26 protein-coding genes, 2 tRNA genes and 1 pseudogene are annotated in these 25,440 nt (G+C 64.9%); 11 read left to right on the top strand and 18 right to left on the bottom strand.

Annotated features, from left to right (window positions below):
* The first annotated feature begins 63 nt into the window (after nucleotides 1-63).
* Entirely contained in the window at nucleotides 64-1,428 is a 1,365-nt protein-coding gene (locus NO887_RS04120; RefSeq protein ID WP_256417201.1) for a restriction endonuclease, read from the top strand.
* 288 nt (nucleotides 1,429-1,716) lie between these two features.
* On the opposite strand, the gene NO887_RS04115 is transcribed toward NO887_RS04120, so the two are convergent.
* The 8 genes and pseudogenes from NO887_RS04115 to NO887_RS04080 form a co-directional block, all read right to left on the bottom strand.
* Nucleotides 1,717-1,791, bottom strand: a tRNA-Val gene (locus NO887_RS04115).
* 104 nt (nucleotides 1,792-1,895) lie between these two features.
* On the bottom strand, nucleotides 1,896-2,177 hold the full coding sequence (locus NO887_RS04110; protein ID WP_256417200.1) for a DUF7553 family protein: 282 nt from the start codon (nucleotides 2,175-2,177) through the stop codon (nucleotides 1,896-1,898).
* Nucleotides 2,178-2,303: 126 nt separating this feature from the next.
* A complete protein-coding gene (locus tag NO887_RS04105; protein ID WP_256417199.1) occupies nucleotides 2,304-2,837 on the bottom strand; it encodes a cob(I)yrinic acid a,c-diamide adenosyltransferase in 534 nt (177 codons plus the stop codon).
* Nucleotides 2,834-3,073 carry a glutaredoxin family protein gene (locus NO887_RS04100; protein ID WP_256417198.1) on the bottom strand — a complete coding sequence of 80 codons (240 nt, stop codon included), beginning with the start codon at nucleotides 3,071-3,073 and terminating at the stop codon, nucleotides 2,834-2,836. The genes NO887_RS04105 and NO887_RS04100 overlap by 4 nt, the downstream gene beginning before the upstream one ends.
* Nucleotides 3,074-3,166: 93 nt before the next feature.
* Entirely contained in the window at nucleotides 3,167-3,574 is a 408-nt protein-coding gene (locus tag NO887_RS04095) for an acyl-CoA thioesterase (protein WP_256417197.1), read from the bottom strand.
* 124 nt (nucleotides 3,575-3,698) lie between these two features.
* Nucleotides 3,699-4,391, bottom strand: coding sequence for a phosphate signaling complex protein PhoU (gene phoU / locus NO887_RS04090; RefSeq protein ID WP_256417196.1), 693 nt, complete (start codon nucleotides 4,389-4,391; stop codon nucleotides 3,699-3,701).
* A 204-nt stretch (nucleotides 4,392-4,595) separates the two neighbouring features.
* Nucleotides 4,596-5,049 (bottom strand): annotated as a pseudogene (locus NO887_RS04085) (HhH-GPD family protein); the annotation flags it as partial.
* Nucleotides 5,050-5,297: 248 nt separating this feature from the next.
* Nucleotides 5,298-6,146, bottom strand: coding sequence for a DUF8172 family protein (locus NO887_RS04080; RefSeq protein WP_256417195.1), 849 nt, complete (start codon nucleotides 6,144-6,146; stop codon nucleotides 5,298-5,300).
* A 272-nt stretch (nucleotides 6,147-6,418) separates the two neighbouring features.
* On the opposite strand from NO887_RS04080, the gene NO887_RS04075 reads away from it, so the two are divergent.
* Complete coding sequence (locus NO887_RS04075; protein WP_256417194.1) at nucleotides 6,419-6,826, top strand: hypothetical protein; 408 nt, start codon at nucleotides 6,419-6,421, stop codon at nucleotides 6,824-6,826.
* A gap of 93 nt (nucleotides 6,827-6,919) precedes the next feature.
* Here the strand turns inward: NO887_RS04075 and NO887_RS04070 are convergent, their stop codons facing one another.
* A complete protein-coding gene (locus NO887_RS04070; RefSeq protein WP_256417193.1) occupies nucleotides 6,920-7,867 on the bottom strand; it encodes an HhH-GPD family protein in 948 nt (315 codons plus the stop codon).
* Nucleotides 7,868-7,892: 25 nt separating this feature from the next.
* Complete coding sequence (locus NO887_RS04065; RefSeq protein ID WP_256417192.1) at nucleotides 7,893-8,570, bottom strand: DUF7384 family protein; 678 nt, start codon at nucleotides 8,568-8,570, stop codon at nucleotides 7,893-7,895.
* Between the two features lie 119 nt (nucleotides 8,571-8,689).
* Here NO887_RS04065 and pyrF point away from each other — a divergent pair, with 119 nt between their 5' ends.
* The 4 genes from pyrF (at nucleotide 8,690) to NO887_RS04045 (ending at nucleotide 10,911) form a co-directional block, all read left to right on the top strand.
* Nucleotides 8,690-9,520 carry an orotidine-5'-phosphate decarboxylase gene (gene pyrF / locus NO887_RS04060; RefSeq protein ID WP_256417191.1) on the top strand — a complete coding sequence of 277 codons (831 nt, stop codon included), beginning with the start codon at nucleotides 8,690-8,692 and terminating at the stop codon, nucleotides 9,518-9,520.
* 196 nt (nucleotides 9,521-9,716) lie between these two features.
* On the top strand, nucleotides 9,717-10,343 hold the full coding sequence (gene trmY / locus NO887_RS04055) for a tRNA (pseudouridine(54)-N(1))-methyltransferase TrmY (protein ID WP_256417190.1): 627 nt from the start codon (nucleotides 9,717-9,719) through the stop codon (nucleotides 10,341-10,343).
* A complete protein-coding gene (locus NO887_RS04050; protein WP_256417189.1) occupies nucleotides 10,324-10,746 on the top strand; it encodes a CHY zinc finger protein in 423 nt (140 codons plus the stop codon). The genes trmY and NO887_RS04050 overlap by 20 nt, the downstream gene beginning before the upstream one ends.
* A gap of 92 nt (nucleotides 10,747-10,838) precedes the next feature.
* Nucleotides 10,839-10,911: transfer RNA gene (locus tag NO887_RS04045), tRNA-Pro, on the top strand.
* 93 nt (nucleotides 10,912-11,004) lie between these two features.
* Here NO887_RS04045 and NO887_RS04040 read toward each other — a convergent pair.
* Complete coding sequence (locus NO887_RS04040) at nucleotides 11,005-11,403, bottom strand: helix-turn-helix domain-containing protein (protein ID WP_256417188.1); 399 nt, start codon at nucleotides 11,401-11,403, stop codon at nucleotides 11,005-11,007.
* Nucleotides 11,404-11,539: 136 nt separating this feature from the next.
* Entirely contained in the window at nucleotides 11,540-11,716 is a 177-nt protein-coding gene (locus tag NO887_RS04035) for a hypothetical protein (RefSeq protein WP_256417187.1), read from the bottom strand.
* A 122-nt stretch (nucleotides 11,717-11,838) separates the two neighbouring features.
* On the opposite strand from NO887_RS04035, the gene NO887_RS04030 reads away from it, so the two are divergent.
* Nucleotides 11,839-12,009 (top strand): hypothetical protein, encoded by a 171-nt coding sequence (locus NO887_RS04030; protein WP_256417186.1) that lies wholly within the window; start codon nucleotides 11,839-11,841, stop codon nucleotides 12,007-12,009.
* A gap of 67 nt (nucleotides 12,010-12,076) precedes the next feature.
* Here the strand turns inward: NO887_RS04030 and NO887_RS04025 are convergent, their stop codons facing one another.
* From NO887_RS04025 to NO887_RS04015, 3 genes are read right to left on the bottom strand one after another with little or no spacing between them, the layout of a single operon-like run.
* A complete protein-coding gene (locus NO887_RS04025; RefSeq protein WP_256417185.1) occupies nucleotides 12,077-12,898 on the bottom strand; it encodes an ABC transporter ATP-binding protein in 822 nt (273 codons plus the stop codon).
* Nucleotides 12,886-13,710, bottom strand: coding sequence for an ABC transporter permease (locus NO887_RS04020; RefSeq protein WP_256417184.1), 825 nt, complete (start codon nucleotides 13,708-13,710; stop codon nucleotides 12,886-12,888). Before NO887_RS04020 ends, NO887_RS04025 begins: the two co-directional genes overlap by 13 nt.
* Entirely contained in the window at nucleotides 13,710-14,738 is a 1,029-nt protein-coding gene (locus NO887_RS04015) for an ABC transporter substrate-binding protein (RefSeq protein WP_256417183.1), read from the bottom strand. The genes NO887_RS04020 and NO887_RS04015 overlap by 1 nt, the downstream gene beginning before the upstream one ends.
* A gap of 237 nt (nucleotides 14,739-14,975) precedes the next feature.
* Between NO887_RS04015 and NO887_RS04010 the strand changes: the two genes are divergently transcribed.
* Both NO887_RS04010 and NO887_RS04005 read left to right on the top strand, forming a co-directional pair.
* Entirely contained in the window at nucleotides 14,976-15,887 is a 912-nt protein-coding gene (locus NO887_RS04010) for a 1,4-dihydroxy-2-naphthoyl-CoA synthase (RefSeq protein WP_256417182.1), read from the top strand.
* A 158-nt stretch (nucleotides 15,888-16,045) separates the two neighbouring features.
* Nucleotides 16,046-18,742, top strand: coding sequence for an AAA domain-containing protein (locus tag NO887_RS04005; protein ID WP_256417181.1), 2,697 nt, complete (start codon nucleotides 16,046-16,048; stop codon nucleotides 18,740-18,742).
* Nucleotides 18,743-19,121: 379 nt separating this feature from the next.
* On the opposite strand, the gene NO887_RS04000 is transcribed toward NO887_RS04005, so the two are convergent.
* Nucleotides 19,122-20,252, bottom strand: coding sequence for a phosphoribosylaminoimidazolesuccinocarboxamide synthase (locus tag NO887_RS04000; protein ID WP_256417180.1), 1,131 nt, complete (start codon nucleotides 20,250-20,252; stop codon nucleotides 19,122-19,124).
* 168 nt (nucleotides 20,253-20,420) lie between these two features.
* Here NO887_RS04000 and NO887_RS03995 point away from each other — a divergent pair, with 168 nt between their 5' ends.
* Nucleotides 20,421-21,089, top strand: a complete 669-nt coding sequence (locus NO887_RS03995) for a tRNA (cytidine(56)-2'-O)-methyltransferase (RefSeq protein WP_256417179.1) — start codon at nucleotides 20,421-20,423, stop codon at nucleotides 21,087-21,089.
* Between the two features lie 11 nt (nucleotides 21,090-21,100).
* Here NO887_RS03995 and NO887_RS03990 read toward each other — a convergent pair whose 3' ends face one another.
* Nucleotides 21,101-22,594 (bottom strand): ATPase domain-containing protein, encoded by a 1,494-nt coding sequence (locus NO887_RS03990; RefSeq protein ID WP_256417178.1) that lies wholly within the window; start codon nucleotides 22,592-22,594, stop codon nucleotides 21,101-21,103.
* 74 nt (nucleotides 22,595-22,668) lie between these two features.
* On the opposite strand from NO887_RS03990, the gene NO887_RS03985 reads away from it, so the two are divergent.
* The gene (locus NO887_RS03985) at nucleotides 22,669-24,225 is read left to right on the top strand and encodes a PAS domain-containing protein (RefSeq protein WP_379811579.1); all 1,557 of its coding nucleotides are present in this window, start codon (nucleotides 22,669-22,671) and stop codon (nucleotides 24,223-24,225) included.
* An 80-nt stretch (nucleotides 24,226-24,305) separates the two neighbouring features.
* Here NO887_RS03985 and NO887_RS03980 read toward each other — a convergent pair whose 3' ends face one another.
* Nucleotides 24,306-25,283 (bottom strand): hypothetical protein, encoded by a 978-nt coding sequence (locus tag NO887_RS03980; protein ID WP_256417177.1) that lies wholly within the window; start codon nucleotides 25,281-25,283, stop codon nucleotides 24,306-24,308.
* Nucleotides 25,284-25,440 lie beyond the last annotated feature (157 nt).

Here is a 25,440-nt window from a genome sequence, read left to right as displayed (position 1 = left end):
TGCTTACTTGGAGAGTTTCAATAGAGCTATTGCCGCGCGACTGACACAATTGGCACACGCGTAATGCCTGTCCTCGATGACCTCTCCGGATTCGAGTTCGAGGATGTGATGGAGGACGTGTTCCGGAACCTCGGGTACGAGAACGTCCGGCAGGCGGAACGCACGGCCGACGAGGGCCGCGATGTCCTGATGGAAGAGGTCGTTGACGGGACGCGGCGCGGCGTCGTCGTCGAGTGTAAGCACACGGAGACGGTCGGGCGGCCGGTGGTCCAGAAGCTACACTCGGCGATTGCGACGTTCGAGTTCGACGGGCCGAAGCGCGGGATGGTGGCGACAACCGGTCGGTTCACCGGCCCGGCCGTCGAGTACGCCGAGCGGCTCCGGCGGAACGACGACCCGTACCCGATCGAGCTGATCGACGGCGAGGACCTGCGCGAGATCGCGGACGACATCGGGCTGGACCTGTACAACGGTCGGATTGAGATTCTGTGTGACGAGACGCTTCGACCGTTCGACCCGGCGACGTCGGTGACGGCACCCGTCGAGGAAGCGTTCCAAGACATCGACAACATCGAGTCGGCGGACCTCCCCGCGCCGCACTCTCGCGTCACGTTCCGACCGGTCGTCGCCGTGACCGCGGACACGAACGCGGTGTTCGAGACGTCGGTCGGCGTGATTCACCGCGTCAACGACCGGTCCCGGTTCGTCGTCCACGCCGAACGCGGCCACCCGGAGACCGCGACCGGTGACGTCTCGAACCTCGTGACAGAGAACCTCCACGCGACCGTCGAGCTCGACGCGGACCGGTTCGAAGATCAGTTCGACGCGGTCGAAGAGCGACGGTTCGGGCAGACGCAGACCGAGTACAAGGACTGGGCCGTCGACCGGGTCAGAAAACGCCACACGGTGACGGTCTCCTACACGGGAGACAACAACGTCACGTACACGAAGACGTGCGAGCCGAAGCGGTCCGACGTCTCAGTCCAATCGATCGAGCCGGTGTACCTCCCGCAGGTTCGGCACACGACCGACCTGGGAGAGTACACGTACCCGTACGAGTACTTTATCGCGGGGCCGTCACGCGTGACGAGTGAGGACGGGATTCACCGGTGCGTTCACTGCGATACAGCTGGCACCGATAACGACTACACGTACTGTGCGAACTGCGGGAGCGTCAACTGTGACTCGCACATCAGAACAGAGCGTCTGGAAGGAACGCCCGTCTGTACCGGGTGCGCGGTGACCGAGCGCTTCGCGTTCAAGACGAAGTACTTCTACGACGACGAGAACCGAGACGCGTTCCACGAGGAGTACGAAGCGATGCCGTTCTACGAGAAGGCGATGGAGAACACGCCGCTCGCCGCTGGAGCAATCTCCGTCGTCGTCCTCGTCTTGCTCGGGGTGCTCCTCAGTATCGGCGGTCTCTGACTGATTCCCCTGCCGCGTTCGCTTTCGAGGTAGCCGGTGCCGAACAGTCAGATCTCTTCAGAGTGAGCGTCTTGACCGGCGCGCGCGGAGGTCCGCGACGGCACCAGATACTTATGCATCGATCCGAGTCATATAACCGGATTCCCGGACGGAGGCGACCAGCATACGACGACCGGTTGAGTTAGGAAGTTTCCGACCCCCCGAAAACGCGGCCCGAAATTGCGATTCGGGCACTAGCGAGCTTGAAGCGGAAGAAATCGTACGGTTACAGTCCGTGCGTACTACGTATGGGTTGGGGCGGATTCGAACCGCCGACCTGCTCCGTGTGAAGGAGCCGTCATAACCTGGCTAGACCACCAACCCGCTCGTGTCGAGGTATCCGACCTCGCGACTTAAGGGTTACTTTATACCGGAGTCACGCCTCGTGAGCGGGACGGCTCGCCGAGACCCACCCGCAGAAAACAGGCCTACTCGTCTGCCGCCGCGTCGTGGCCGCGGTACTCTTTCACGCGCTCGCGCGCCGACGCCACTGCTTCGCGGGCTTCACCCTCTGCACGCTCCTCCAACTCCTTGAGGTCGGCTTGGATCCGGTCGAGCCGCGACGGCTCGGGCTCCGGTTCGTCCTCCTCTCGTCCCACCAGCTCCTTCACCCGCGCTTCGACCGGCTCCAGCTCCTCTTTCACGCCCGCCTTCGCGTGTTCGGCCGCGCGACCGAGGTAGTATCGTGCGTCTTCGAAGTGCTTGCTCATATCTGCCCTTTAGCGAAGGACAGATAAAGCCCTTGTGGCGAGCGACACGGGAGCGAGACGCTCGCGTGGACGGTGTCCGCTCGCAGTGATGATCGACGTGCGGCGGCTCAGCCGGCGAACGGCCGCTCAGTACGACGGCGACTCCTCGGGCTCGCCGTCGCGAGCGTTGGCGACCCGCCCGAGGGTAAACAGAAGATCTGAAAGACGATTGAGGTAGGTGACGACCGTCTCGTTTATGGGCTCTGATCGGGCGAGTTCGACCGTCCGGCGCTCGGCACGCCGGGTCACGGTCCGCGCGTGGTGGAGCCGAGCGCCGACCTCGCCGCCGCCGGGGAGGATAAACGACCGCAGCGGTTCCAACTCCTCGTCGAACGCGTCGATCCGGTCTTCGAGTGTCTCGACGAGGTCGCTCGTCACTGCCGGGTCGTCGGGGTCCGGATCGGGGTTCGCGAGGTCGGCTTGCACCACGTGGAGGTGGTTTTGCACCGTCTCCAGCAGGTCGTCGAGGTCGTCGTGGCCGGTCGGGCGCACCGTACCGATCAGCGCGTTCGCCTCGTCGACGGTTCCGTACGCCTCGATCCGGAGGCTAGCCTTCGAGACGCGGCTCATATCTCTGAGGTCCGTCTCTCCTTCGTCGCCGCGGCCGGTGTAGATCGTCATGCGAGGCTCTTCTCGACGTACTCGACGATGTTCGCGCTTTCAGACATGGTGACGCCGCGCTCCTCGTCGATGATGACGGGGACGCCGCGCTGGCCGCTGACCCGCTTGACCTCGTCGCGGTCGGAGTGCAGCGCGTCGACCCACTCGGTCTCGTACTCGACGCCCGCGGCGTCGAGCGCGTCGGCCGCCTTCTCACACCACGGACATCCGTCGAGCGCGTACAGTCGAATGGACATACGAGATTAATCGGTGTCCGACGGCAAGAAGATGGGTGTCGTGGGGGTGACAGAAAACTGGTAGCGAATCGTGCTGGTGATGGTGAAGTGGTATCAGAGGTCGTGATACGCCGTCATTTTCGCCCGCATCGGTTCGGGGACGGGCGTCGGCTCCCCGGTCTCCGGATCGAGGCTGACGATCGTCGCCTCCGCTTCCGCGGCGAGGTCGCCGTCGTCGCTCCCGATCCGAATCTCGTAGCTCATCGAGACGCTGGTTCGGCCGATCTCGTCGACGACGCTTTTCACGGTCACCGTCTTGTCGGTCAGTTCGACTGACCGCCGAAAGTCGAACGATGTCGAGGCAAGGACCGTCGACGCCCGCGAGAGGTCGGCGTCGAGCACGTCGCGAAAGTACGCCGTCCGGGCCTGCTCGATGTACGTCGCGTACACGGCGTTGTTGACGTGGCCGAGCGCGTCGATGTCGCGAAAACGGACCTCGATCTCCGTGGTGTGAACCGTCATACGCGACCCAACGCGGCGCGAAATATGTAGCCGTCGGGTCGAGCCGGGCCGTCGGGCACAGGGAGCCGAGTGTCGTCGGGGAGAGCCGATCACAACACTGCGCGCTCGTCTACGCCGTCAGTAGTCAGTACAGCAGTTCGTCGTCGTTCTCGATCATGTACAGCGAGCGCGCGGCGATGTTGACCGCGTGGTCGCCGACGCGTTCGAGATCACGGATCGTCAACAGGAGTCGAGAGACGTTCTGCATCGTGGCCTCGGTGTCGTCGTCGCTGTCACCGTCGCCGGCTGCTCGGAGGTCGTCGCGCTCGATGAGATCGCGGACAACTAGGTCGCTTGCAGCTTCGCAGGCGGCGTCGAGTTCGTCGTCGGCGTTGGCGACCGCGTAGCAGCGGTCAGGATCCGAATCCGCGTACGCGGCCATCGCCTCGTTAAGCATGTCGAGCGTGTCGTCACCGATGCGTTGGACATCGACGTCCGGGAACACCTCTCGCTCGGCCGCCTTCGCGTACTCGCCGAGATTCGTCGCCAGATCGGCGATCCGTTCGAGATCCGTGATGATCTTGAACGAGGCGGCGATGAATCGCAGGTCGCCCGCGACCGGCTGCTGGAGCGCGATCAGGTCCGTACACGCCCCTTCGAGTTCGAGATAGAGGTCGTTGATCTCGGCGTCGCCCGTGATGACTTCGTCCCCCAGTTCGTCGTCCCGCTGTTCGAGGGCGTCGAGACCCATCCGGAGCCGCTCGGCGACGACCTCGCTCATGTAAAGCACGTCGTCGCGGAGTTCCTCCAACTTCGTCTGGTACTGTTCGCGTGGCATTGTGTTAGCGTAGTTCGCACGCCCGACGTACAAAAACACGTCGCCGACGATCGCATCAATGCGACCCGAAAATCGGGAGACGAAGCCATGAGATCAGAGGTCACAATAGCGAAATGTAGTCCTCAGGTACGCTGGATCGACACGCGCGCGGTCACGCCCTATTCGTGTCGCTGCCGTCGAATGCGACCGTGCGGTACGCGACCGCTATCGGAGCCGGACGACCGTCTCTCCGCTGCGTTCTTCGACCTTGATCAGTCCGACGTCGGCCAGATCCGTGAGTAGTCCTCGAAGCCACTCTCGCCCGTGCTCACCGTCGGGAGCGTAGTCCATGCGGATCCGATGGCCGAGGTGTCCAGTTCCAGATCGTCATGTTCACCGAGGACGCGAACGATCCGCCCGCGGAACTGCCGACGGCTTCCCTTGAAGCCCGGCTGGGTGGGCACATCGGGCGCGGTGAAGTCACCGGTCTGGTAGGCGTGACACCACTCGCGCAAGGGACAACTAGCCTCGTCACACCGTGGTTGTTTCCCACAGGCGCGCCACCTAGTTCCATAATCGCGTTGTTCCAGATTCTGGTCTCTCCAGCCGGCATGAGGGCGTTCGCTACGGTTTCGTAGTCCGGATCGCCCGCATTATGGATTTCCGCAAACGCTCGGTAAGAACGGTTCCCAGTCAAGGTGAACGTGAACTGTCGATTCGGCCGTTTTGATATTCTGAACCCGATCCTCGGCAGTCGGGAAAGGTTCTTATGCGAGAACCGCCTCAGTTAGAATAGGCCCATCTGGAGGCTCCAACGATGACCTTCCAAGAACAACTCCGCTCTCTAGAAGAGCGGTATGACGTAAGCGAGAGCGAATATGCCCGGGAGCTTGGGAGCACCGTCGCGGACCTTCAGGACTAACGCGGTTATTCTGCCTTTTCGAGGAACGAGACGAACTCCGCATTGCCAATACCTTCGGTACTGAGGAGTTCGTCGTGTCCAGCACGGGTGACGGATTCGGTGAGGAAGTCCGTACAGAGTTCAGTGTGCACAGCCCCATAGTGCGCGTACGCTTCTGAGCGAGTAAAATCGAGATCGTACTCTGCAAGAACGATCTCGATGCCGTTCTTCCGTACGACGGTGTCACACCCCCACTCAGAGAGTAACGAGAACGCCGTCGTGTTCCGCCGAACCGTGAGAAGCCGCTTCGATTCGATAATGTACTCGTTGACCCACGTCTTCCAGTCGTACGCTTCGGTCGCAAAGTCAGGAAACGAGAACCCGGTTTCGATGCTCTCTAGGTACCACTGAGCCATACTGATCGATGTCCGGTGATTCGCGTTGGGTAGCGCGTGTTTCAGAATCAGCGTAGACATAAGCTGCCCTGCGACATCGACGGCGGTACCGGTCCAATGGACGCGTGCGATAGCGTCGGGAATCCGCTCTAATTCGATCTGCTTGTAAATTTCGAGCTTCGCTTCCTCTTCCAGCTCTTTTTCCTCGACGATCTCCTCGAATATCTGAAGCAACCGCACCGTGATCGTCCGGTCCTGCGGTGACATCTCGTCGAGTACGTCTTCGAACTCGTAGTCAAGGTCCTCGACCGTACCGCTCGCCCCTCGGTTCGTATACAGCACGAAGAACTCCTCGTCGAGATCGTAGCGCTCAATGATCGCATCTTGCCCGGACGTCGTTATCTCATCCCTGTCTTGAGTGACGTACGCGAGAGAATAGTGAGTATCTTCGGGATGATGGTAATAGACGCGGGCAGTCATCCCAGCAGCGTAGGAGACAGACCGAATTAAAACACACTACATCCACGCAGTTCCGGCCTTGACAGCAGGCTATCGACGTAGGGATGCTTGGAGGCGAGATCCACTGCAGTAGACTAGCTTTGTTGAACTCCTCATCAGTTGATGGTTTTGCCCTCTCAACCGCTCAGTACAGGGAATTCACCTATTAATTGATTCAGGAGGGGTAGTTCGAAAACAGTAGTATGAATCTTTCATCCCCAGCAATTATGTAGTAATGATTAAATGAAGTCAGTATGGCTGAATCGTCAATCAGTGCTCTTGAAGAATTCGTAGTAGGTTTCTATCTTTTCCTGCTTTGCGGAACCATTGTAGGTTTCGGGTTTCAGGGGACAGTTGGTTCAGTTCTCATCCTCATCGGTCTTCTTTGGTTTACCGTGCTTGCGGCAGGCTGGGCCTCTCTCGTTGTGCTTACGACAAATGCGTACAGGTACTTCCGTGACGAATCTCCCAGTTGGAAAGCAGTGACGTTCGCCTTGTTGACATCCGTCTCTCTCGGTTTGGCCGTCTATTTATTCCTCGTCACTACACTCTACCGACTCTGGTTATCCGTTGGAGGGCTCGGATTCTTTTGCTCTCTTGGGCTCGTTATAGCAGTATTCGATGGACGCGCCCGACGAGTGTGGTCACAACACGTCCGTTGACCAATATCGCTCAATACGCACTCTTCAGTGACTGGCTGTTTCAGAATAGTTTATGTCTGAAGAATAGGATTTCAACAGAGCCAGTAGACTCTATTACTCACTGAGCTTCGCTACCGTCCTGTCATCTGATCCTTCGACATCGAGAAGGCCATCCTCGGCCAGATCAGTCAGAAGTCCTTCCAACCACTCTCGACCGTGTTCCCCATCCGGTGAATAGTCTACACGAATCTTAGGCCCAAGCTCATCGAGTGTGAGTTCATCGTGGTTCGAAAGAGCACGAACGATTCGACCACGGAACTGCCGGCGGCTCCCGTCGAAACTCGGCTGCGTGGGCACGTCGGGCGCGGTGAAGTCGCCGGTCTGGTAGGCGTGACACCACTCGCGCCACGGGCATCCCTCCTCGTCGCACCGCGGTTTCTTCCCGCAGGCGACGCCGCCGAGTTCCATGATCGCGTTGTTCCACACCCGAGATACGTCGGCGGGCATCAACCCGTCTGCGACCCGCTCGAACGCAGCGTCGTCGTCCGGCACGGCGAACGCGCGGTGAAGCACCCGCTTCACGTTGGTGTCGACGACCGCGTCGCCGGCGTTGAACGCGAAGGAGGCGACCGCGTTGGCGGTGTACGGGCCGACGCCCATCAGCTCCTGTAGCTCCCCGGGCGACTCGGGGAACGAGCCGTCGTACTCGGTTTCGACCTGCTCTGCGGCCTCGTGGAGATACGTCGCGCGGTTGTTGTAGCCGAGCGAGTGGCCAGACCAGAACGCGACCACGTCGGCGCGGTCGGCGTCGACGAGGTCGGCGGCCGTCGGCCACCGTTCGAGGAAGTCCTCCCACGCCGGAACGACGCGGTCGAGCTGCGTCTGCTGGCTCATCACCTCGCTGACGAGGATCGCGTAGGGGTCCTCTGTGCGCCGCCACGGGAACTCGCGGTGGTCTGCCTCGTACCACTCCACGAGGGCCTCGCGGACCGCGTCGAGGTCGGCCGACAGTCCGGGGGCGTCGCCCTCGCGGAGCGCCGACGAGGAGTCCGTGTCGCTCATGGGCACGCTCGGGCGCGGGCTCGTTTCACCCTACCGGTTCGAGCGACCGCGGGTCGCGATCGGGGCCGGGATACTCTCCGCCGACGACCTCGGGATAGAGTCGATCGGGAGCGAAGACGGTCGCGAACGCGCGCGGCTCCCTGACGCTCACCGGCATTCGGTCGCGCAGCCCCGCCGCGGCGCGCGGTCCCGTGAGCGACGAATCGAGGCTCAGGACGTGCATCGCCCCGCCGTGATAGGCCGACGCCAGCGCCGGGTGGTCGCCCGCGGGATGCGCGACCGGCTCGCGCCACGATTCGACCGCCTCTCGCCAGTCGCGCGCGAGGCCGGCATCCGCGAGGTCGGCGATCACCGCCGCCGCGTCGTCGAGCAGTGGATCGCTCGCGACGAGCGTCGTCCACGAGTGCGCCCGCAACCGATCGAGCGCGTCTCGCACGCTCCCGCCGACGAGGAGGTCCGCCGCGAGCACGTCGGCGTCGGCGACTACACGCGCCGGACCGGGCTCGTGATCGTCCGACGGAGAGTCCCCGTTGGCCTCGGTTTCGTCCGACGGAGAGTCCCCGTTGGCCTCGGTTCCGTCGCCGCGTCCCGTCTGGTTGCCGCCTTCTCTTCTGTTCGCTCGATGGTCCGCGACCGCCGCCCGTATCGCCTCCGCGGTCACGTCGCGGACGGCGGCCCGCTCGAAGCAGTCGGCGAAGCTCATATCCGGTCGTGGTCGGCCACCGGTTTCGGCGTTGCGGCTGCCAGTCCGATCGCGACCCTGCTCCACCGTGCGGCGCGTGGAACGCAACGCTTAGCGGCTCCCCGCTCGCACCACCGGGCATGAGCTTCTTCGAGTCGCTCGCGGACCGGATCGCGGCCGTCGACAGCGTCGTTTCGGTCGGGCTCGATCCCGACCCGAACCGACTCCCCGAGTTCGTCGCCGACGCCGACCTCCCGCGGTGGGCGTTCAACCGCCGGATCATCGACGCGACCCACGAGCACGCCGCCTGCTACAAGCCGAACGCGGCGTTCTACGAGGACGCCGACGGCTGGCGTGCGCTCGAAGAGACCATAGCCTACGCCCACGGAAAAGGCGTTCCGGTCCTCTTGGACGCCAAGCGCGCCGACATCGGCAACACGACCCGGCGCTACGCCGAGGCGCTCGACGACGCGGACGCGATCACGGTGAACCCGTATCTCGGCCGCGACTCGCTGCAGCCGTTCCTCGACCGCGCCGACAAGGGCGTATTCGTGCTCTGCCGCACGTCGAACCCCGGCGGCGAAGACCTTCAGGACCTCGAACTCGCCTCCGGCGAGCCGCTCTACGAGCGCGTCGCGGCCCTCGCGGACGTGTGGAACGCGAACGACAACGTCGGGCTCGTGGTCGGCGCGACTGCTCCCGAGGAACTCGCGGAGGTGCGCAAGATCGTCCCCGAGATCCCGTTTCTCGTCCCCGGCGTCGGGACACAGGGCGGCGACGCGGAGGCCGCGGTCGACCACGGCCTCGCCGCCCGACCGGACGCACCCGTCGATGTCGGGTTGGTAAATTCGTCTCGCGGGATCATCTTTGCCGGCGAGGAGTCGAGTCGCCCGGACGACGAGGCGACGTACGTCGGAGCCGCCGGCGACTCGGCGAAGCGCCTCAAGAAGCGATTGAATCGGTATCGGTAGATCTACTGCTGTCGCCCCGCCGCACATGCGGTGCAGACTCCGATATCGGCGCGCCAGTGATCGTCGCAGACGGCGCTTCCGCAGCCCGGACAACCGTGTTTCGCGACTTCTGCCTCGCAGATCTGACATACTCCGGTGAGGCTCATGCGGGCAGTCGGGTCGGACCGCTTATCAGCGTCGGGGTCGACCCCCGCGTATGCGCCAGTTCGTCGTCGTCGGCCACGAGGTCCCGACCGACCCGGACGCGATCTCGCTGTCCGATATCCCCGGCGCGGGACGGCTCGACCTGTTGTGTCGGTGTGTCTCGACCGGCGTCTTCCTCTCGCACGACATCCGGGAGTCGGTTCGAGTCCACCTCGTTGTCGCCGACGAATTCACTGTCACCTTCGACGCCGACACGCTCCGGCACCTCCACCCCGACGAGCGAAACGTCGCCGCTCGCGTTCGGGACGCGCTCGCCGCGAAGCCGGACGCGATCGGTCACATGCCCGCCGACGTCTCTCCCGGCGTCGAACTTCGACGGATGGGGCTCGACGCCACGCTCGACCGGATCGCGGGCGGCGGGACGGCGAGTGACGGATCCGACGCCGAGGTGACGGTCGTCCAACTCCACGAGGACGGCGATCCGCTCGTCGACGTCGAGCCCCCGACTGATCCCGTGTTCGTGCTCTCTGATCACCGAGACTTCACCGACGAGGAATCCAAGTCGATCGCGGCCGCCGCGGAGCGTCGGGTCCGGGTCGGCCCGAAACTGCTCCACGCCGACGATACGATCGCCGTCGCGCACAACTGGCTCGACACCGATGGATACGAGTCGTACTGATAGCGAAGGTGACGGCGGCGACGCAGTCGCCGACGGCGACCGAGAGCGCCGGACGACGACCGCGCCCGACACGGACGATCGGTTCGCCGTTCCCCTTCGAGGCGTCGCGGTCGACCACGAGACGCGGTGTGCGCACTGGAACTCGGCCGTCGACGTTGTCGCGCTCCGGTTCGGTTGCTGTGGGACGTACTACCCCTGTGACGCGTGTCACGACGCGGCGACGGACCACACGGCCGAACCGTGGCCTCGCGATCGGTTCGACGAGCCCGCAGTGTTGTGCGGACGCTGCCGAGCGAGGCTGTCGGTCCGAGCGTACCTCGACACGGACGACGCCTGCCCTCGCTGTGGCGTCGCGTTCAATCCCGGCTGTCGAGCACACGCGGACCGGTATTTCGACATCTGAGCGAGCGCGCGCGACTTGTGTCTTCGAGTGTGGCCGTCGCTCGTCTTGGCTTTCGGAAAGATTAAACCGTCCAACGGCCTTCCCACGAGTGCGGGCCGGTGGGGTAGCTTGGTATCCTTCGGCCTTCGGGTGGCCGTAACCACGATTCAAATTCGTGCCGGCCCACTTCTCCCGCATTTTCGCTCTCTGACAGTCCCAACTCCTGCATTCGGCCCCCGCGTTTGTGGAGGAATTTCAGAACGAGCCCGTTTTTCCGCGTTAGCTCGTCGCCTGCGGCGACTCGGTTTGATCGTACTTCTCTTCGAACTCCTGGATGAGTTGGCCCATCTTCGCGTACCAGTCGTTGAGCATGCGCTGCATCTCGCTCGTGATCTTTTCAGGGTCGGTCGGCGAGTAGACGTGATAGTAGCCGCCCTGGTCGTAGTTGATCTGTTCTTTGGTGATGAAGCCGGTCTGGAGGAGCCGCTGGACCGATCGATACGCGGTCGAGCGCTCGCGGTCGACTTCCTCGGCGACGGCGTCGATAGTCATGGGCTCGCCGCTCTCGACGAGGACGGAAAAACACTCCCGATCGAGCGGCTTGAGCCCGTGAAAACACTCCAAAAGCCCTTCACACTGCATGTCGCTCTGGAGCTGTTCCGATAGGGAGTCTGGCATTGTCTTATACCGAGTACGCAGTGCGTGCCTAAAAGGCTTGTGTGTGGATAACACAATTATGTCGTGTTCTAATAACCGATTCAGCCGACGCACGGAGAACCGACGACTTCGATCGCGTGAATCGGAGATAGAGTACTCAGATTGGGTGTTCCCTCGGCGGCAGAATCGCCGCACTGGACCGCTGTTTGAACGTCGAGCACTCACTCGTTGAGCCTCGCTTCGACAGTCGTGATTCGAGGCCGTCGACTTCTCGCCCGATCCGATCGACGAGCAGCAGGACGACCGTCGTCTGTATGAGGGTCCGCGCCGCCATCACCGACCACCTCCGGGTCCGTCCATGGATCCATTGATAGGAATGTGTGTTCTATACAATCACACCGAGTGACTGCTTTCTCGGTCGGGAGGTATAACCCATCGGGGACCGATACCGGAATCATGAGCGACGAACCGATCGAGACGGCGGTCGAGCAGTTCCTCGACGAGGCCGCGTCCGCGCTGGACGACTACGAGGAGGGATACGCCGACGCTGACGCGACACTGTCGGTGATCCGGTCCCGAATGGACGAATTGGAACGCGCGATGAGAGGCGACACCGACGACGACTGAGCGGACAGGTGTCGGGCTAGAAGCACAGCGGACGAAACGAACGTAGGGGCCAGCGACCGACCGACGGCTACTCGCCAGCCCCGATCAGGTCTCTGACGTGGGCGACGTGCTTGCCGAAGGCCGGATCACCGCGTTCGCGGGGGCGGTCGACGTCGACATCGACCACGTCACGGACGCGTCCCGGTTCGGCGGCCATCACCACGATCCGATCTGCTAGCGTTACCGCCTCGGAAACGTCGTGAGTAACGAAGAGCACGGTCTTGCCGGTCGACTGCCACACGTCGAGGAGTTCGCGCTGAAGCATCTCCCGAGTCTGCGCGTCGACCGCGCCGAACGGCTCGTCCATCAACAACAACTCCGGATCGACGGCGAGCGCTCGCGCGATGGCGACGCGCTGTTTCATCCCGCCGGAAAGCGTCTTCGGGTAGGCGTCGCGGAAGTCGGTGAGCCCGACGAGTTCGAGCATCTCTGTCACCCGATCGTCCTTGTCGGCCATGGAGCGGTCGGTGCGGTCGAGGCCGAACCGGATGTTCTCTTCGACCGTGAGCCACGGAAACAGGTGATACTCTTGGAAGACCACGCCCATGTCGGTCGTCGGCCCCGTGACGGGCATCCCGCCGAGTCGAACCGTCCCGTCAGTCGCGTCGATGAGCCCGGCGATAATTCGGAACAGCGTCGTCTTCCCACAGCCAGAGGGACCGACGAGACAGACGAATTCGCCCCGCTCGACGGCGAACGAGACATCGTCGAGCGCGCGGACCGAGGCGGATTCACCGGAGCCGGAACCGCCGTACGTCTTGCCGACGCCGTCGACGACGACTCCGGTCTCCCTCCCGCGACTCTCCTTCGTTTTCGAGGCCGCGTCCCTGCTGCCGTTCACGCCTGCCATGCTAACACCCGCCGTTGGACCGCGCGGAACGCCACGTCGACAACGAGGTACATCACGCTCAACACGAGGATGTACGCGATCGACGTGTCGACGAGGAGATTGTTGCTCGCGCGCAGTATCTCGCGACCGACGCCCGGAACGCCGAATATCTCTGCGGCGACAACGAGCATCCAGCAGCGCCCGAGCCCGGTGCGGATCCCGGTCGTGATCCCCGGTAGCGACGCCGGGAGGACGATCGACCGAATGATGTCGAGGTCGCCGCGCACGCCGAGGGTTCGCCCCACGTCGAGGAGGTCCTCGGAGACGCCCTCGACGGCACCGTACGCGGCGTAGAAGTTGATCCAGAACGCCCCCACGGCGATGATGAAGGCCGCGCCGGCGTGGTTGAGGCCGAACCACGCTATCGCGAACCCGATGAGCGCGAGCGGCGGCACGGGTCTGAGCGCGCGGACCAGCGGGGCCGTCACGTCGTCGAGTACGCGACTCCAGCCGAACGCAACGCCGGCTCCCACGCCGAGTCCCGTTCCGACGATCGTCCCGGGAAGCCAGTGACGGACGCTCGAAAACAATGCGGTGGTCATCGTCCCGGAGGCGAGTTCCTCGGCGAACGCCGCCGCGACCGCAGACGGCGACGGCAACACGATCGGCGACGTCGCGAGCGAGACCAGGTGCCACAACAGGACGAATCCGACGACCCCGCCGAGACCACGTCGGAGCCGCCGCGTGTCGTCGAGGCCGAGATCGGCGCGCAGTCCCGTGCCGCTCACGTCGTCCGGAGTCCCGTCGAACTCTCCGCCGGTGTCTGTCGCCATCAGAGCGAGTCGTAGATGTCGAGATCGAATATTTGGTCGGTAGAGAGCTGTTCGTCTATCTGGCCGTTACCGGCCGCGAACTCAGAGAATACCTGCGTCGCGTCGGTGATCTCGTTGGGATCGGTGATAAAGTTCGACAGCGGCGAGTCGAGCGCGCGTCTGGCTCGATCCGCGGGCATCCCGATCCCCTCCTCGACGTGTTGAGCGGTCGCGTCGGGGTTCGCGTCGATGAACTCCGTGGCGCGGACGTGCTGTTCGAGGAACTGCGCGGCGAGCGGCGAGTCGCGGACCGCGTCGCTCATCAACGTGACCGCGGCCGGCTGGCCGGGGAGGATCTCCGCCGCGGTCCTTAGCATCGTGACGGATGAGCCCTCTGCCTCGGCGATCGTCGGCACGGGTTCCATGATCGACGTGCCGTCGATCTCATCGTTGGCGATCGCCTGCCAGACCGCACTTGCCCCGTTGATCTCGATAATCTCGACATCGCTGTTCGACGCCGGATCGACTCCGACCTCTTGCAGCCAGTACCGAAGCAACACGTCGGGGACGCTCCCTTGCGGGAACGTGCCGAAGCGGAACGGGCGACCCCGCTCTTCTCGCCACGTCGCGAAGGCGTCTGCACCCTCGGATTCGAACGTCTCGTGGAACGACGACTCGGCCATGATCCCCATCGGTTCGCGGATGTTCGCCGCGGTCACCTGCGCGGAGATGCCGCGGTCGATGACGATCATCGCCGGCACGATCCCGAACATCGCGATGTCGATGTCACCGCTGCCGAACGCCTGCACGATCGCCGGGCCGTCGGTGAACTCCTCGCCCGTGACCTCGGCGTCGATCGCGGAAAAGTACCCCTCGCCCTCCATCACGTACCACTGGAGATCGGGATAGATCGGCATGTGCGCGACCGTCAGATCGTCTAACCCGCTACCGCCTCCGCCGCCGAGACATCCGGCGACGCCGACAGTTGCCGCCCCGCCCGCGGCCGCGAGCACGGACCGGCGAGAGGGCGACGCGTGTTCGTCGTACATACATGCAGTATCGACTCCGCGGTCAACACCCTCGCGTCACCAGCAACAATCACAGATTTCGGTGACGAATTTAAAATTCTCTAATTCGTCAAAAAAGCGTTAGTAAGCTCTGTTCTGCGGTTTTCTAGACTGAATACTTTCGAACACTCGTCTTTGGTAACTGCAATACTTGTACGATCGGTGGCGCGAGCGCGCCGACCCGCCGTCGTTTATCACACCGGCGGCCGACGGGAGGATATGGTCTCAGAGCTATTCGATCCCGACGCGTGGGAACAGGTCACGGACGAGTTCGAGGACATCACCTACCACCGCGGCGTCGACGTGCCCGTCGTCCGGATCGCGTTCGACCGTCCCGAGGTCCGCAACGCCTTCCGCCCCGGCACCGTCGACGAGCTGTACGCCGCGCTCGATCACGCGCGCAAGCAGGCGGACATCGGCTGCGTTCTGCTCACCGGGAATGGTCCCTCTTCTGAGGACGGCGGCTGGGCGTTCTGTTCGGGCGGCGACCAGTCGGTTCGGGGCGGCTCCGGCTACGAGTACCGCGACGGCGACGAGGCTGGGGACGAAGACGACCCGCTCGTCAAGGAGGCCCGCGCCGGTCGGCTCCACATTCTGGAGGTGCAGCGATTAATCCGCTTTATGCCGAAGCCTGTCGTTGCGGTCGTGCCCGGATGGGCGGTCGGCGGCGGCCACTCGCTGCATGTGATCTGCGACCTCACACTCGCGAGCGACGAGCACGCGAAGTTCCTCCAGACGGACCCCGACGTGGCTTCCTTCGACGGCGGGTTCGGCTCGGCGTATCTTGCGAAGCAGATCGGCCAGAAGAAGGCCCGCGAGGTATTCTTCCGCGGGAAGACTTACTCGGCCGAGGAGGCCGAAGAGATGGGGATGGTGAACGAAGTGATCCCCCACGAGGAACTGGAGGAAGTCGCGATCGAGTGGGCCGACGAGATGACGAAGAAGTCGCCGACCGCGATGCGAATGTTAAAGTACTCGTTCAACATGACCGACGACGGCATGGTCGGCCAGCAGGTGTTCGCCGGCGAGGCGACCCGGCTGGCGTACATGACAGACGAGGCCCAAGAGGGCAGAGACGCCTTCTTAGAGAAGCGTGAGCCCGCGTTCCGCGACTACCCGTGGCACTACTGAGGGCGCTGTTCCGGCGCTACTAAGGGCGTTGCGTCACTCACCGCAGGGCGCACGTCGGTGGCGTCGTTGGCTCCGCGTCGGTGGCGTCGGTACCCGACCCGCGCCAGTCGCATCGTTCCCACCGACAGCGTTTTTCGGTGCCGCCGCGGATGACGGGCGTGAACGTTCGGGGACCGATCGGCTCCGTCGGAGAGACGCGGACGGTGTCGACGTCGTACGGCGAGCGCGACCTCCGCGAGGTCCGGATCCGCCCCGACCGCGGCGCGGGCGACCCCGTCGACGTGACGCTGTGGGGGAAGTGGACGGAAACGGCCGAACACGCCGAGCCGGGCATGGACCTGCTGGTCACCGACGCCGAAGAGGACGAGTTCGGCGGCGAGACGGGGTACGCGACCACCGGGGACTCGTGGGTCGTGCTCGAACCCGACTTCCTCGTCGACGTGACCGGGATCCGCTCGTGGGTGCAGTGTCCGCGGATGTACTACCTGAACAAGCTCTCCGGAATCCCGCTCAACTACCCCGTGGTCAAGGGAACCGTCGTCCACGAAGTGTTCGGCGACCTGCTGCGCGGGATGGACCTCGACGCGTCGGTCGACGAGCGCGTCGCGGAGGCCGGCCTCGAACTCGGGCTACTGGGATACGAACCCGCGGAAGTCGAAGACGAGGTCCGGCGCAACGCCGCCGCGATAGAGGAATGGCTCGCGCAGGGCACCCTCGACGACGAGGACTCGTGGCGGTCGGAGTTCACCCTCATCTCGCCCACATTCGGCCTGAAGGGCAGGGCCGACGCGCTCCGGCGCGGGACACCGGTCGAACTGAAGACCGGGAAAAACACCAAGCGAGAGCCCCGGTTCCACGACAAGGTACAGGCGGCCTGTTACGCGCTCATGCTGGACGAACGCGGTGTCGACCCCGACATCGGCACCCTGCTGTACACGAAAAACACCGCCCTCGACCGCAACGAAGAGAGCGGCGACCTCGCGCCGGCCAAGGAGTTCACGGTCGGCCGCGGATTCTTGGAATTCGTCGTCCGCGAGCGCAACGCGCTCGCCGCGATGGAGTGGCGCGCGCTCAACGACCCCGGGGAGCGTCCCACCGTGCCGACGGGCTACGAGGCTGACGCGAACTGCAGCTACTGCTTCGAGCAGGACGCTTGTATGGTCGTCTCCGGCCGGCTCGATCAGGAGTCGAAGGCCGGCCAGATCGGAACGGCGATCCCCGACGAGGAGCGCGACTACTTCGATCGCTTCTACGTCGCCCTCGAAGAGGAGCGCCGCGAGACCCACGCCGAATACCGGAAGCTCTGGGAGCAGTCGCCCGCGGAGCGCGCCGCGGACGACCGTGCCCTCATCGATCTGGAGCCGGTCTCGCAGACCGAGATCGACGACGCGCGCTGGGAGCTCCGCGCCCGCAAGCCCGACGACGCCGTCTCCAAACTCCGCGAGGGCGACGTGGCGCTCGCGAGCGACGGCGACCCGATCGGCGGGCACGCCGAGCTCGGCCGGATCACGGTCCTCGACGGCGACGAGGTCGTCGTTGAGACCGACGAGCCGGTCGAGCTCCGGCGGCTCGACGTCTACCCCTCCGAGATCTCCGTCGACCGCTCGCTCACCGCGCTTCACGACGCGATCTTAAAAGGGAGCGACGCGCGCAAGGACGTGCTGTTCGGGCGGCGCGAGCCGGCGTTTCGGGACGTCGCCGACCGCCCGGCAGACGCCCCCGACGCCTACATCGACAACAACGACGCACAGAACGAGGCAGTCGAACTCGCCGTCGACGCCGAGGATATGGCGCTGATCCACGGGCCGCCCGGCACCGGGAAGACGTATACCATCGCCCGGACGATCCGGGCCTTGGTCGCCGAGGGGAACCGCGTGTTGCTGTCGGCGTTCACGAACCGCGCCGTCGACAACGCGCTGGAGGCCCTGCGGGATCAGGGGTTCGACGACGTGCTGCGGATGGGGTCCGAGACCGGCGTCCGCGGTGACATGCAGGACGTGCGGCTCGTCCAGCGCGGCGACCCGAACGCGAAGGCCGCCGAGCTTCGGAACGCGCCGGTCGTCGCCGCCACCACCGCGGCCTGCGGCTCCCGCGTCATGCGCGAGTGCGAGTTCGACGTGGCCCTCGTCGACGAGGCCTCGCAGCTCACGGAACCGGGCACTCACACCGCGATCAACCGCGCCGACCGGTTCGTACTCGTGGGCGACCACGAACAGCTTCCCCCCGTTGTACGCGCGGAAAACGACCTCCAGACCTCCCTCTTTCAGCGCCTCATCGAGACGTACCCCGACGCGAGCGTCATGCTCGACCGCCAGTACCGAATGAGCCAGCGCATCCAAGCGTTCGCGTCGTCGGAGTTCTACGACGGTGCGCTTCGTCCGGCGACCCCCGAGGTTGCCGCGCAGACGCTCGCAGACCTCGGCGTCGATCCCGCCGACCTCCCCGAAGGACTCGCGGGCGGCGTGAGCTTCGTCGACCCCGACGGCGAGCGCGACGGGAACCGGAACGTCCGTGAGGCGGAGCGCGTCGCCGAAATCGTCGACGCCTACGTCGCCGCCGGCGTCGAGCCGGACGACATCGGCGTGATCGCCCCGTTCCGCGCGCAGGTCGCGGAGATCGGTCGTCGGACCGACGTGACCGTCGACACCGTCGACCGCTTCCAGGGCTCTTCGAAAGAAGTCATCGTCCTCTCGCTCGTCGCGAGCGGCGGCCTCGACGGGCCGATATTCGACGACCACCGCCGGGTGAACGTCGCGCTCACACGGGCGAAAAAGCAGCTCACGATCGTCGGCGACGCGGACGCGCTCGCCTCAGACCCCTTCTACGCCCGGCTGTTGGACTGGGCGCGTCGGTGACACGGTTATCGCCCCGATTCGCTCACACTGGTGAGAGATAGCGCATATCATTTATAAATTGGTGCGGTGGCGCGTGCCTCTGAGCGGTCGCCTTTGGCGACCGAGAGGAGCACCGCGCGAGGGACGCGGCGAGCGAGGTGTGAGCGAAGCGAACACCTCGACTGCGAGCGGTGAAACCGCGAGCAGCGAGCCGCGAGGCTGGGGAGGCGTGAGGTTGGGGAGGCGTGAGGCTGCCGCGTTGTGCGAGCGGGTGGGACTCAAAGGGGCAGCCGCGAGGGCGACGCTTGGCGACGCAAGCCGTCGCGGCTGGGGCTTTGAAGGTCTTCACCGCGACAGCAATTGGTCATAAATGATTCTCCCCGATGTCAACATCGCGCTTTTATAAGCCGTCGACCGCGTCGAGCGCTGTCTCGAGGTCGGGCACGTCGAACCACTCGCGGTCGGTGTAGGCGTTCGTTCCGGCCGCGTACATCGTCGAGACCGCGTCGACAACCTCGTCGGGGAGCGGGTCGGGCGTCTCCTCGCAGATCTCACGCCAGTCATCTGTCTCACGGCCGTCGACCGCGGCCTTCGCCTCTTTTACAGCGTCGACCCACGCCGGATCGTTCGCCTTGTACCACTGGCGGACGACCTCCTTCGAGATGCCGCGCCCGTCGTACGAAAAGCGGTTCTCGTCGAACGTGCCGACCACGTCGGCGACGCGAAGTTCTCCGTCCGCGTACAGACACTCGATCTTTCCGTCCTCGTGGACGAACCCGGCCGCCTCGGCGCGCTCGGTGACGACGCGGTTCACGTCGCGCGCGAGCGACTCCAAGGCCTCGATGTCGGCCGCACCGGCGATCCGGTCGGCCTCCGCGCGGGCCAAGTAGCGGTCCTGCTGTTCGTACTTTGTGGAGAACTCGACCACGGGCTCCGGCAGGTCGACCGGCTCGTCGGGCCAGTCGCCGTCCTCGGCGATCGCGTCGAGCCCGAAGTCGCCCGGTTCCGTGCGCGTCCGCAGACTGGAACCGATCGGCACGCGGTTCCGAAACACCACTTCGAGCGGCACGAGGTAGTTGTCGCCGCCCGCCGCGTGGAACGCGTCGTAGTCGTAGCCCGCCGCGGGCCCCTCGTAGGGGAGGTCCGGCACCTGCGTCAACTCGATCGCCATCTGCGTCGGCGGTGCGCTCGCCTCCGCGAGCGGAACGATCGGGGGCTCGGCGTCGCCAGTCGCCTCCTCGTCGGTCGTTCCGCCGCTGACCGGATCGTCGTCGTCCGTTCCGTCGCCGGCGGTCTCGTCGATCTCGCACGGATCGACGACTCCGCGGTAGTGTGTCGCGATCCCCTCGTCTTCCAGTCGCTCGAAGTTGTCCGCGCCCATCGCACAGAGGCTCGCGCCCTTGTCCGGGATCGCGTCGGGCATCTGCCCCCAGTCGAACACCGAGTAGGCGTCGGTGAAGACGAACCGACCCCGCCCGGTGGCGTCGGCGGTCGCGGACGCGTCGACGCGGAACTCCTTGACGCTCGTCATACCTCACCGGGCGACCGCCTCCCCCATGAATCTTTCAGTTACGTGGTCACCTCCCGCCTTCGGTCCGGTGAACGATCCACGATCGTGATGTATTCTGGCGCATCGCGCACAGGAGTTCGCCCGCGACCGCATCGAAAGGACCACACCGATCGCTGCGCACGCTCCGGTATGCACGAGGCGCGTGATGTCGTCGTCCTCCGGTACGGTCACCGGCCGGGGCGCGACGACCGCATGACGACGCACGTGGGTCTCACGGCCCGGGCGCTCGGCGCGGAACGGGTGGTATTCCCCGATAATGCCGGCCAGTCCGCGGAGACCGTACGCGACATCACGGACCGGTTCGGCGGGCCGTTCGACGTGGAACTCCGCGGGGACCAGAAGGCGATCGTCCGGAACTTCGAGGGGGTCGTCGTCCACCTCACGATGTACGGCGAGCGCGTGCAGGACGTGGAATCGGAGATCCGCGAGTCGGTCGGACTCGACACCGCGATCGAATCGGCCGGGGACGGCGCGTCGGCACCACAGAATCTCCTCGTCGTCGTCGGCGGCGAGAAGGTTCCGTGGGCGCTGTACGAGCGTGCCGACTACAACGTCGGCGTGACGAACCAGCCGCACTCCGAGGTCGCCGGCCTCGCCGTCTTCCTCGATCGGCTGTTCGACGGGGCGGAGTTGGAGCGCGAGTGGACGGACGCCGACCGCCGGGTCGTCCCCGAGGCGACCGGGAAGACGGTCGTCGACGCCGGCACCGATGAAACGCGCGCCGCGGACGAGACGCGTGACGCGGGCGAGGCCGACGAGACGATCGATTCCGGTGACGAAACTCGCGGCTCTAGGTAGCCCGTTCCGACCTACTCGCAGTCGGCGTCGCCCTCGTCGTCCGATCGGTTCCGTCGGGTATCGACGAGTTCCGGCATGCCGCTCAAAATGCCTCTCATCCCCGACATCGGTTCGCCGACCGTGACCCCGTGTTCCGTGATCCGGAACTCGCGGATCGTCCGTTCGAAGTCGCTCGTCCGTTTTTTCAACACGCCGATCGCCTTCCGCATCTCGCCTTGCACCTCCAGATGGCGGAGGAAGACGATGTTGTCGGCGAGGTAGCTGATGTTCTCGACTGTCGCCTGAAACTCGCCCGTGATGTTTCGCGTCTCGTCGACGAAGATCGCCGTCACGCCCATGTTCTTGAGATAGCGCCCCAGCGCGTGCATCTGCTGGATCATTATCCCGTCCGCGCCGCGCAGCGTCAGCCGATAGCCAGCGATCCCATCGACCATCACGATGTCCGCGCCGCGGTCTTCGACCTCTTCGCGGACCATCCGCGCGAACTCCTGCGGCGACCGCTCTAACGCCTCCACTTCGTTCACCTGTAGGGACCCCTTCTCGATCATCTCATCGACGGGGATGCTCACCGCCCGCGATCGTTTGAGAAACGTCTCTTCGGTCTCCTCGAACAGGTAGATGACGGAGCGCTCTCCGCGATCGGCCGCCTCCTTCATGAACTGCGTGCTCAGGGTCGTCTTGCCCACGCCGGTCGGACCGCTGACGATGCTGACGGTCCCCCGTTCGATCCCGCCGTTGAGCAGCTCGTCGATCTCCGAGACGCCGGAAGAGATCTGTTCGAACTCGTACTCGCCCGTGTGGTCGCCGGGCTGGAGCGCCGGATACACCTCGATTCCCGCATCCGTGATTCGGTAGGCGTGGTCACCACTCTGTGTCGCCGCTCCGCGGAATTTTGGCACGTCGATCGTCTTGCCGTATTCCGCCGCGCCCAAGTGGATCGTTCCGTCAGTAATGAACTCGAGGTCGTCGGTCGGCAGCGCGTCGGTGTTCTGCACGGTAAACACCACCGTGGCGGCTTGTTCCTTCAGAAAGCGCATGAAGCCCACGACCTGCTTGCGGAACTGGTAGTCGTCGGACAGCAGGAAACGGAGCTGCGTCAGCGGGTCGACCACGACCCGGTCTGGCTCGATTTCTCTCACGCCTTCGACGATCTGTTCGGTGAGCGGCTCTCGTTCGACCTCCTCTGGCGCGAACACCTCGTACGACTGGTCGTCCGTGAACACGTCGGCGCTCGGACTCAAGTCGAGAAACTCGATCGCGTCCGTGTCGAACCCGAGCGACTCCGCGTTCGCCTTCAGGTCGTCCACGTCCTCTTCGAGGTTGATGAACAGCCCCGTCTCCCCGGCGTCGAGTCCCGCCTCTAGGAAGTGCAGGCTGAGGATAGTCTTCCCGCTTCCCGCCCTCCCCCGCACCATGTAGCTCCGCTCCGGTATCAGCCCGCCCGAGAGGACCTCGTCGAGACCGGTGACTCCGGTCGACAGCCGGTCGGATAGCGACGGTGTCATACTGTCACAACACAGCGCGAGGGGATATATAAATGCATAACCCTTAGTGACCGCGGACCCACTGACGATTGGAAATGGGCTCTGATTCCGGGGTGTCAACCGATCCGTCGGACACGGCCAAAGAGCCCGAACCAGACGGGTCTACAGACCTAGACGAATCGTCCGAACCAGACAGAACCTCGCGCTCTCGGGACACGGCATTCAACGCGGTGACAGGCGACTCGAATCTCTCGGAGCCGGACGACACCCCGCGCGTCCTGTTGCTCATGCGCCCCGGCCGCGACCGAGACTTGGTCGCCGACGCGCTCGGCGAGCGGTACCGAATCGACACTGCTACCGAGCCGGCAGCGCTCGGCCGCGAGTTCGACTGCTGCGTCCTCGACGGTGCGGGATTCGACCGCGTCGGCGACGCCATCGCGACGCGCCGATCGGCCGTAGACCCTATCTTCGTGCCGTTCGTGCTCCTCGTGAGCGAGCGGTCCGGAACCGTCCCGACGGGCGCTTGGGACCACGTCGACGACGTGATCGAGCTGCCGGTGCGCCGACGCGCCCTCGTCACTCGGATCGGCAATCTGGTCCAGCGACGGACCACCTCACGCCGGCTGTCCGAGACGGTGGAGACCCTTCACGTCAAAGAGCGGGCGATGGACGAAGCCCCCGTCGGTATCACCCTCACGACCGCACAGCCGGAGTCGAACCCGCTCGTGTACTGTAACGACGGATTCGAGAAGCTCACCGGCTACGGCCCGGAGATGCTCGGGAAGGACTGTCGGTTCCTGCAGGGAGAAGATACCGCTGTCGAAACCCAAGCGACGCTGCGGGAGGCGATCGACGCCGAGCGTCCGGTCGCCGTCGACATCCTGAACTACCGCGCGAACGGGCAGAAGTTCTGGAACCGGCTTTCTGTCGCGCCGATCCGCGATGAGTCCGGTTCGGTGACACACTACGTGGGATTCCAGTCGGACATCACCGACCGGAAGATCCGCGAGCGCCGCCTCGAAGTGATGGGTCGGGTGCTCAACCACAACCTCCGGAACAAGATGAACCTGATCGAGGGGTACGCAGACCTCTTGCGGACGGACATCGACGACGAGTCACAACGCGAATCGCTCGACATCATCTCCGAAACGTCGGCCGACCTGATGGGGATCGCCCGCGCAGTCCAGAAGATCGACGAGACGCTCGCGGACACGGACAAAGCCCCCGTGGATCTGCGTGAGCGGCTGATCGAACTCCGAAACCGGATCCACAGCCGCTATCCCGACGCGTCTGTCGAGTTGTCGCTACCCGACGACGATCCGATCACCGTGACCGTCGTCGGACTGTTCACCGCGATCGAAGAGGGCGCGGAGAACGCCGTCAAACACAACGACTCGTCGTCCCCGTGGGTGGAGGTACGTGTCGAGCGGCTGCGAAGCGGTTGGATACGCGTCGAGATCGAAGACGACGGGCCGGGGATCCCCGACCACGAGACGCGGGTCCTCGAACAGGGGGAGACCTCACTGACCCACGCCGACCGACTCGGGATCTGGCTGATGTACTGGGTCGTGAACAAGGCGGGAGGCGGGTTCACCGTGCACACCGACGAGACGGGGACGCTCCTCCGACTCGACGTCCCCACACGTCCCTGATCCGATCGCCGCTTCGACGCCGTCGATCGGAGTGCTCGCGACGGCACCGCCGGTCAGAGTACCCGATTCGGTACCGCCGGTCAGAGCGCCCGCTTCGAGCGGAGTTGTGCGAGCCTGATCCGGGCCTCCTGTCGGCTCGTCCCCCGGACGCGACCGGTCTCGCTGTCGGCCATCGAGACGAACGAGAGCCGGTCGAGGAGGGGCGGCCAGTCGGCCGCGCCCGCAGCGTCGCTGGCGAAGGAGACCGCATTGCCGAGTCCGGTCCGCTCGTCGGTGCCGGCGCGCGCCACCGCGGCGTCGGCGTGCCGGCGTCCACCGGCGACGGTGAGCCTGTCGCCGACGGTCGCGGGGACCCACGCGGGGAAAAGCAGCACCCAGCAGAGGATCCCGGCGACCGTGTACGCCCACGACGGAACCCGATCGCGGTCAGGCTCGTATCCGTGGATCCGATTGACTCGACGGTCGCCGGTCGTCCGTTCGTCGCGGCGGCCCACGAGGAGCGTCGCGAGCAGCGCGATCGTCTCGACGACGGCCACGGCGGGGAGGACCGCGGTCACGAGCAGCGGGTCCCGGGTTCGGAGCCGGACGAGTGCGTGTCTGAGGGCGGCGTCGCGGTCGGCCTCCGGCAGCGAGAGCAGCCGCGTGGAGACGACGAGCCGGGAACCTCGGTAGCCGTCCGCGACGGCGACGTTGGCGGCGTCGGCGCGGACGACGGTGACCGCGGGAGCGTCGACGCCGACCTCGTCGGCGATCGCCGACACCCGGTCGGCGACGAAGTCTGCGGGGCGGTCGTCGAGTTCAGCCTCGGGCAGCCCCGCAATCCGGCGGTCGACGAGGACCGGTCCGAGGAGCGCGGAGCCGCCGAGGCCGACGACGATTGCCGCTACGAGGCCGCCGACAGCACCCGGACCGGCGACCCCCAACCCTCCGGGTCCGATCAGGGCGGCGAGCGGGACGAGCGGGAGCGCGACGAGGAGTACGGGTAGCGAGAGGTACGCGAGCGTTCCGACCGCTCGGCGTCCACGTCGGTCCCGCGTTCCGTCGCGTCGCGAAGCCATATGCACGAGTGGTGACACACCCGACCTAAAGCTTTGCCGGAGCGGGCGATGGAATCGGAACAGCGCAGTGGATTCGGAGATGTCTATTCGGAGCCGGCGACGACGGTCTCGCTGACGGATCGTGGGGCTTTCGGAGGTTTTAATCCCGTTCCGCCAC

The organism is Halorubrum laminariae (genome assembly GCF_024494655.1).
GTDB classification, from domain to species: domain Archaea; phylum Halobacteriota; class Halobacteria; order Halobacteriales; family Haloferacaceae; genus Halorubrum; species Halorubrum laminariae.
The sequence above is the reverse complement of the archived record's forward strand: the minus strand, read 5'-3'. Positions and strand labels throughout refer to the sequence as shown.

What these genes read in the sequence shown, in the direction of transcription:
- NO887_RS04035 (WP_256417187.1), bottom strand. Translation starts at nt 11,716, where the DNA reads ATGGCGGCGCGGACCCTCATACAGACGACGGTCGTCCTGCTGCTCGTC.
- NO887_RS04095 (WP_256417197.1), bottom strand. Translation starts at nt 3,574, where the DNA reads ATGACGGTTCACACCACGGAGATCGAGGTCCGTTTTCGCGACATCGAC.
- NO887_RS04010 (WP_256417182.1), top strand. Translation starts at nt 14,976, where the DNA reads ATGGTCTCAGAGCTATTCGATCCCGACGCGTGGGAACAGGTCACGGAC.
- NO887_RS04075 (WP_256417194.1), top strand. Translation starts at nt 6,419, where the DNA reads ATGGCTGAATCGTCAATCAGTGCTCTTGAAGAATTCGTAGTAGGTTTC.
- phoU (WP_256417196.1), bottom strand. Translation starts at nt 4,391, where the DNA reads ATGCCACGCGAACAGTACCAGACGAAGTTGGAGGAACTCCGCGACGAC.
- NO887_RS04030 (WP_256417186.1), top strand. Translation starts at nt 11,839, where the DNA reads ATGAGCGACGAACCGATCGAGACGGCGGTCGAGCAGTTCCTCGACGAG.
- NO887_RS04015 (WP_256417183.1), bottom strand. Translation starts at nt 14,738, where the DNA reads ATGTACGACGAACACGCGTCGCCCTCTCGCCGGTCCGTGCTCGCGGCC.
- NO887_RS04080 (WP_256417195.1), bottom strand. Translation starts at nt 6,146, where the DNA reads ATGACTGCCCGCGTCTATTACCATCATCCCGAAGATACTCACTATTCT.
- NO887_RS03995 (WP_256417179.1), top strand. Translation starts at nt 20,421, where the DNA reads ATGCACGAGGCGCGTGATGTCGTCGTCCTCCGGTACGGTCACCGGCCG.
- NO887_RS04065 (WP_256417192.1), bottom strand. Translation starts at nt 8,570, where the DNA reads ATGAGCTTCGCCGACTGCTTCGAGCGGGCCGCCGTCCGCGACGTGACC.
- trmY (WP_256417190.1), top strand. Translation starts at nt 9,717, where the DNA reads ATGCGCCAGTTCGTCGTCGTCGGCCACGAGGTCCCGACCGACCCGGAC.
- NO887_RS04025 (WP_256417185.1), bottom strand. Translation starts at nt 12,898, where the DNA reads ATGGCAGGCGTGAACGGCAGCAGGGACGCGGCCTCGAAAACGAAGGAG.
- NO887_RS04020 (WP_256417184.1), bottom strand. Translation starts at nt 13,710, where the DNA reads ATGGCGACAGACACCGGCGGAGAGTTCGACGGGACTCCGGACGACGTG.
- NO887_RS04110 (WP_256417200.1), bottom strand. Translation starts at nt 2,177, where the DNA reads ATGAGCAAGCACTTCGAAGACGCACGATACTACCTCGGTCGCGCGGCC.
- NO887_RS04100 (WP_256417198.1), bottom strand. Translation starts at nt 3,073, where the DNA reads ATGTCCATTCGACTGTACGCGCTCGACGGATGTCCGTGGTGTGAGAAG.
- NO887_RS03990 (WP_256417178.1), bottom strand. Translation starts at nt 22,594, where the DNA reads ATGACACCGTCGCTATCCGACCGGCTGTCGACCGGAGTCACCGGTCTC.
- NO887_RS04000 (WP_256417180.1), bottom strand. Translation starts at nt 20,252, where the DNA reads ATGACGAGCGTCAAGGAGTTCCGCGTCGACGCGTCCGCGACCGCCGAC.
- NO887_RS04050 (WP_256417189.1), top strand. Translation starts at nt 10,324, where the DNA reads ATGGATACGAGTCGTACTGATAGCGAAGGTGACGGCGGCGACGCAGTC.
- NO887_RS04105 (WP_256417199.1), bottom strand. Translation starts at nt 2,837, where the DNA reads ATGACGATCTACACCGGCCGCGGCGACGAAGGAGAGACGGACCTCAGA.
- NO887_RS04040 (WP_256417188.1), bottom strand. Translation starts at nt 11,403, where the DNA reads ATGCCAGACTCCCTATCGGAACAGCTCCAGAGCGACATGCAGTGTGAA.
- pyrF (WP_256417191.1), top strand. Translation starts at nt 8,690, where the DNA reads ATGAGCTTCTTCGAGTCGCTCGCGGACCGGATCGCGGCCGTCGACAGC.
- NO887_RS04070 (WP_256417193.1), bottom strand. Translation starts at nt 7,867, where the DNA reads ATGAGCGACACGGACTCCTCGTCGGCGCTCCGCGAGGGCGACGCCCCC.
- NO887_RS03980 (WP_256417177.1), bottom strand. Translation starts at nt 25,283, where the DNA reads ATGGCTTCGCGACGCGACGGAACGCGGGACCGACGTGGACGCCGAGCG.
- NO887_RS03985 (WP_379811579.1), top strand. Translation starts at nt 22,669, where the DNA reads ATGGGCTCTGATTCCGGGGTGTCAACCGATCCGTCGGACACGGCCAAA.
- NO887_RS04120 (WP_256417201.1), top strand. Translation starts at nt 64, where the DNA reads ATGCCTGTCCTCGATGACCTCTCCGGATTCGAGTTCGAGGATGTGATG.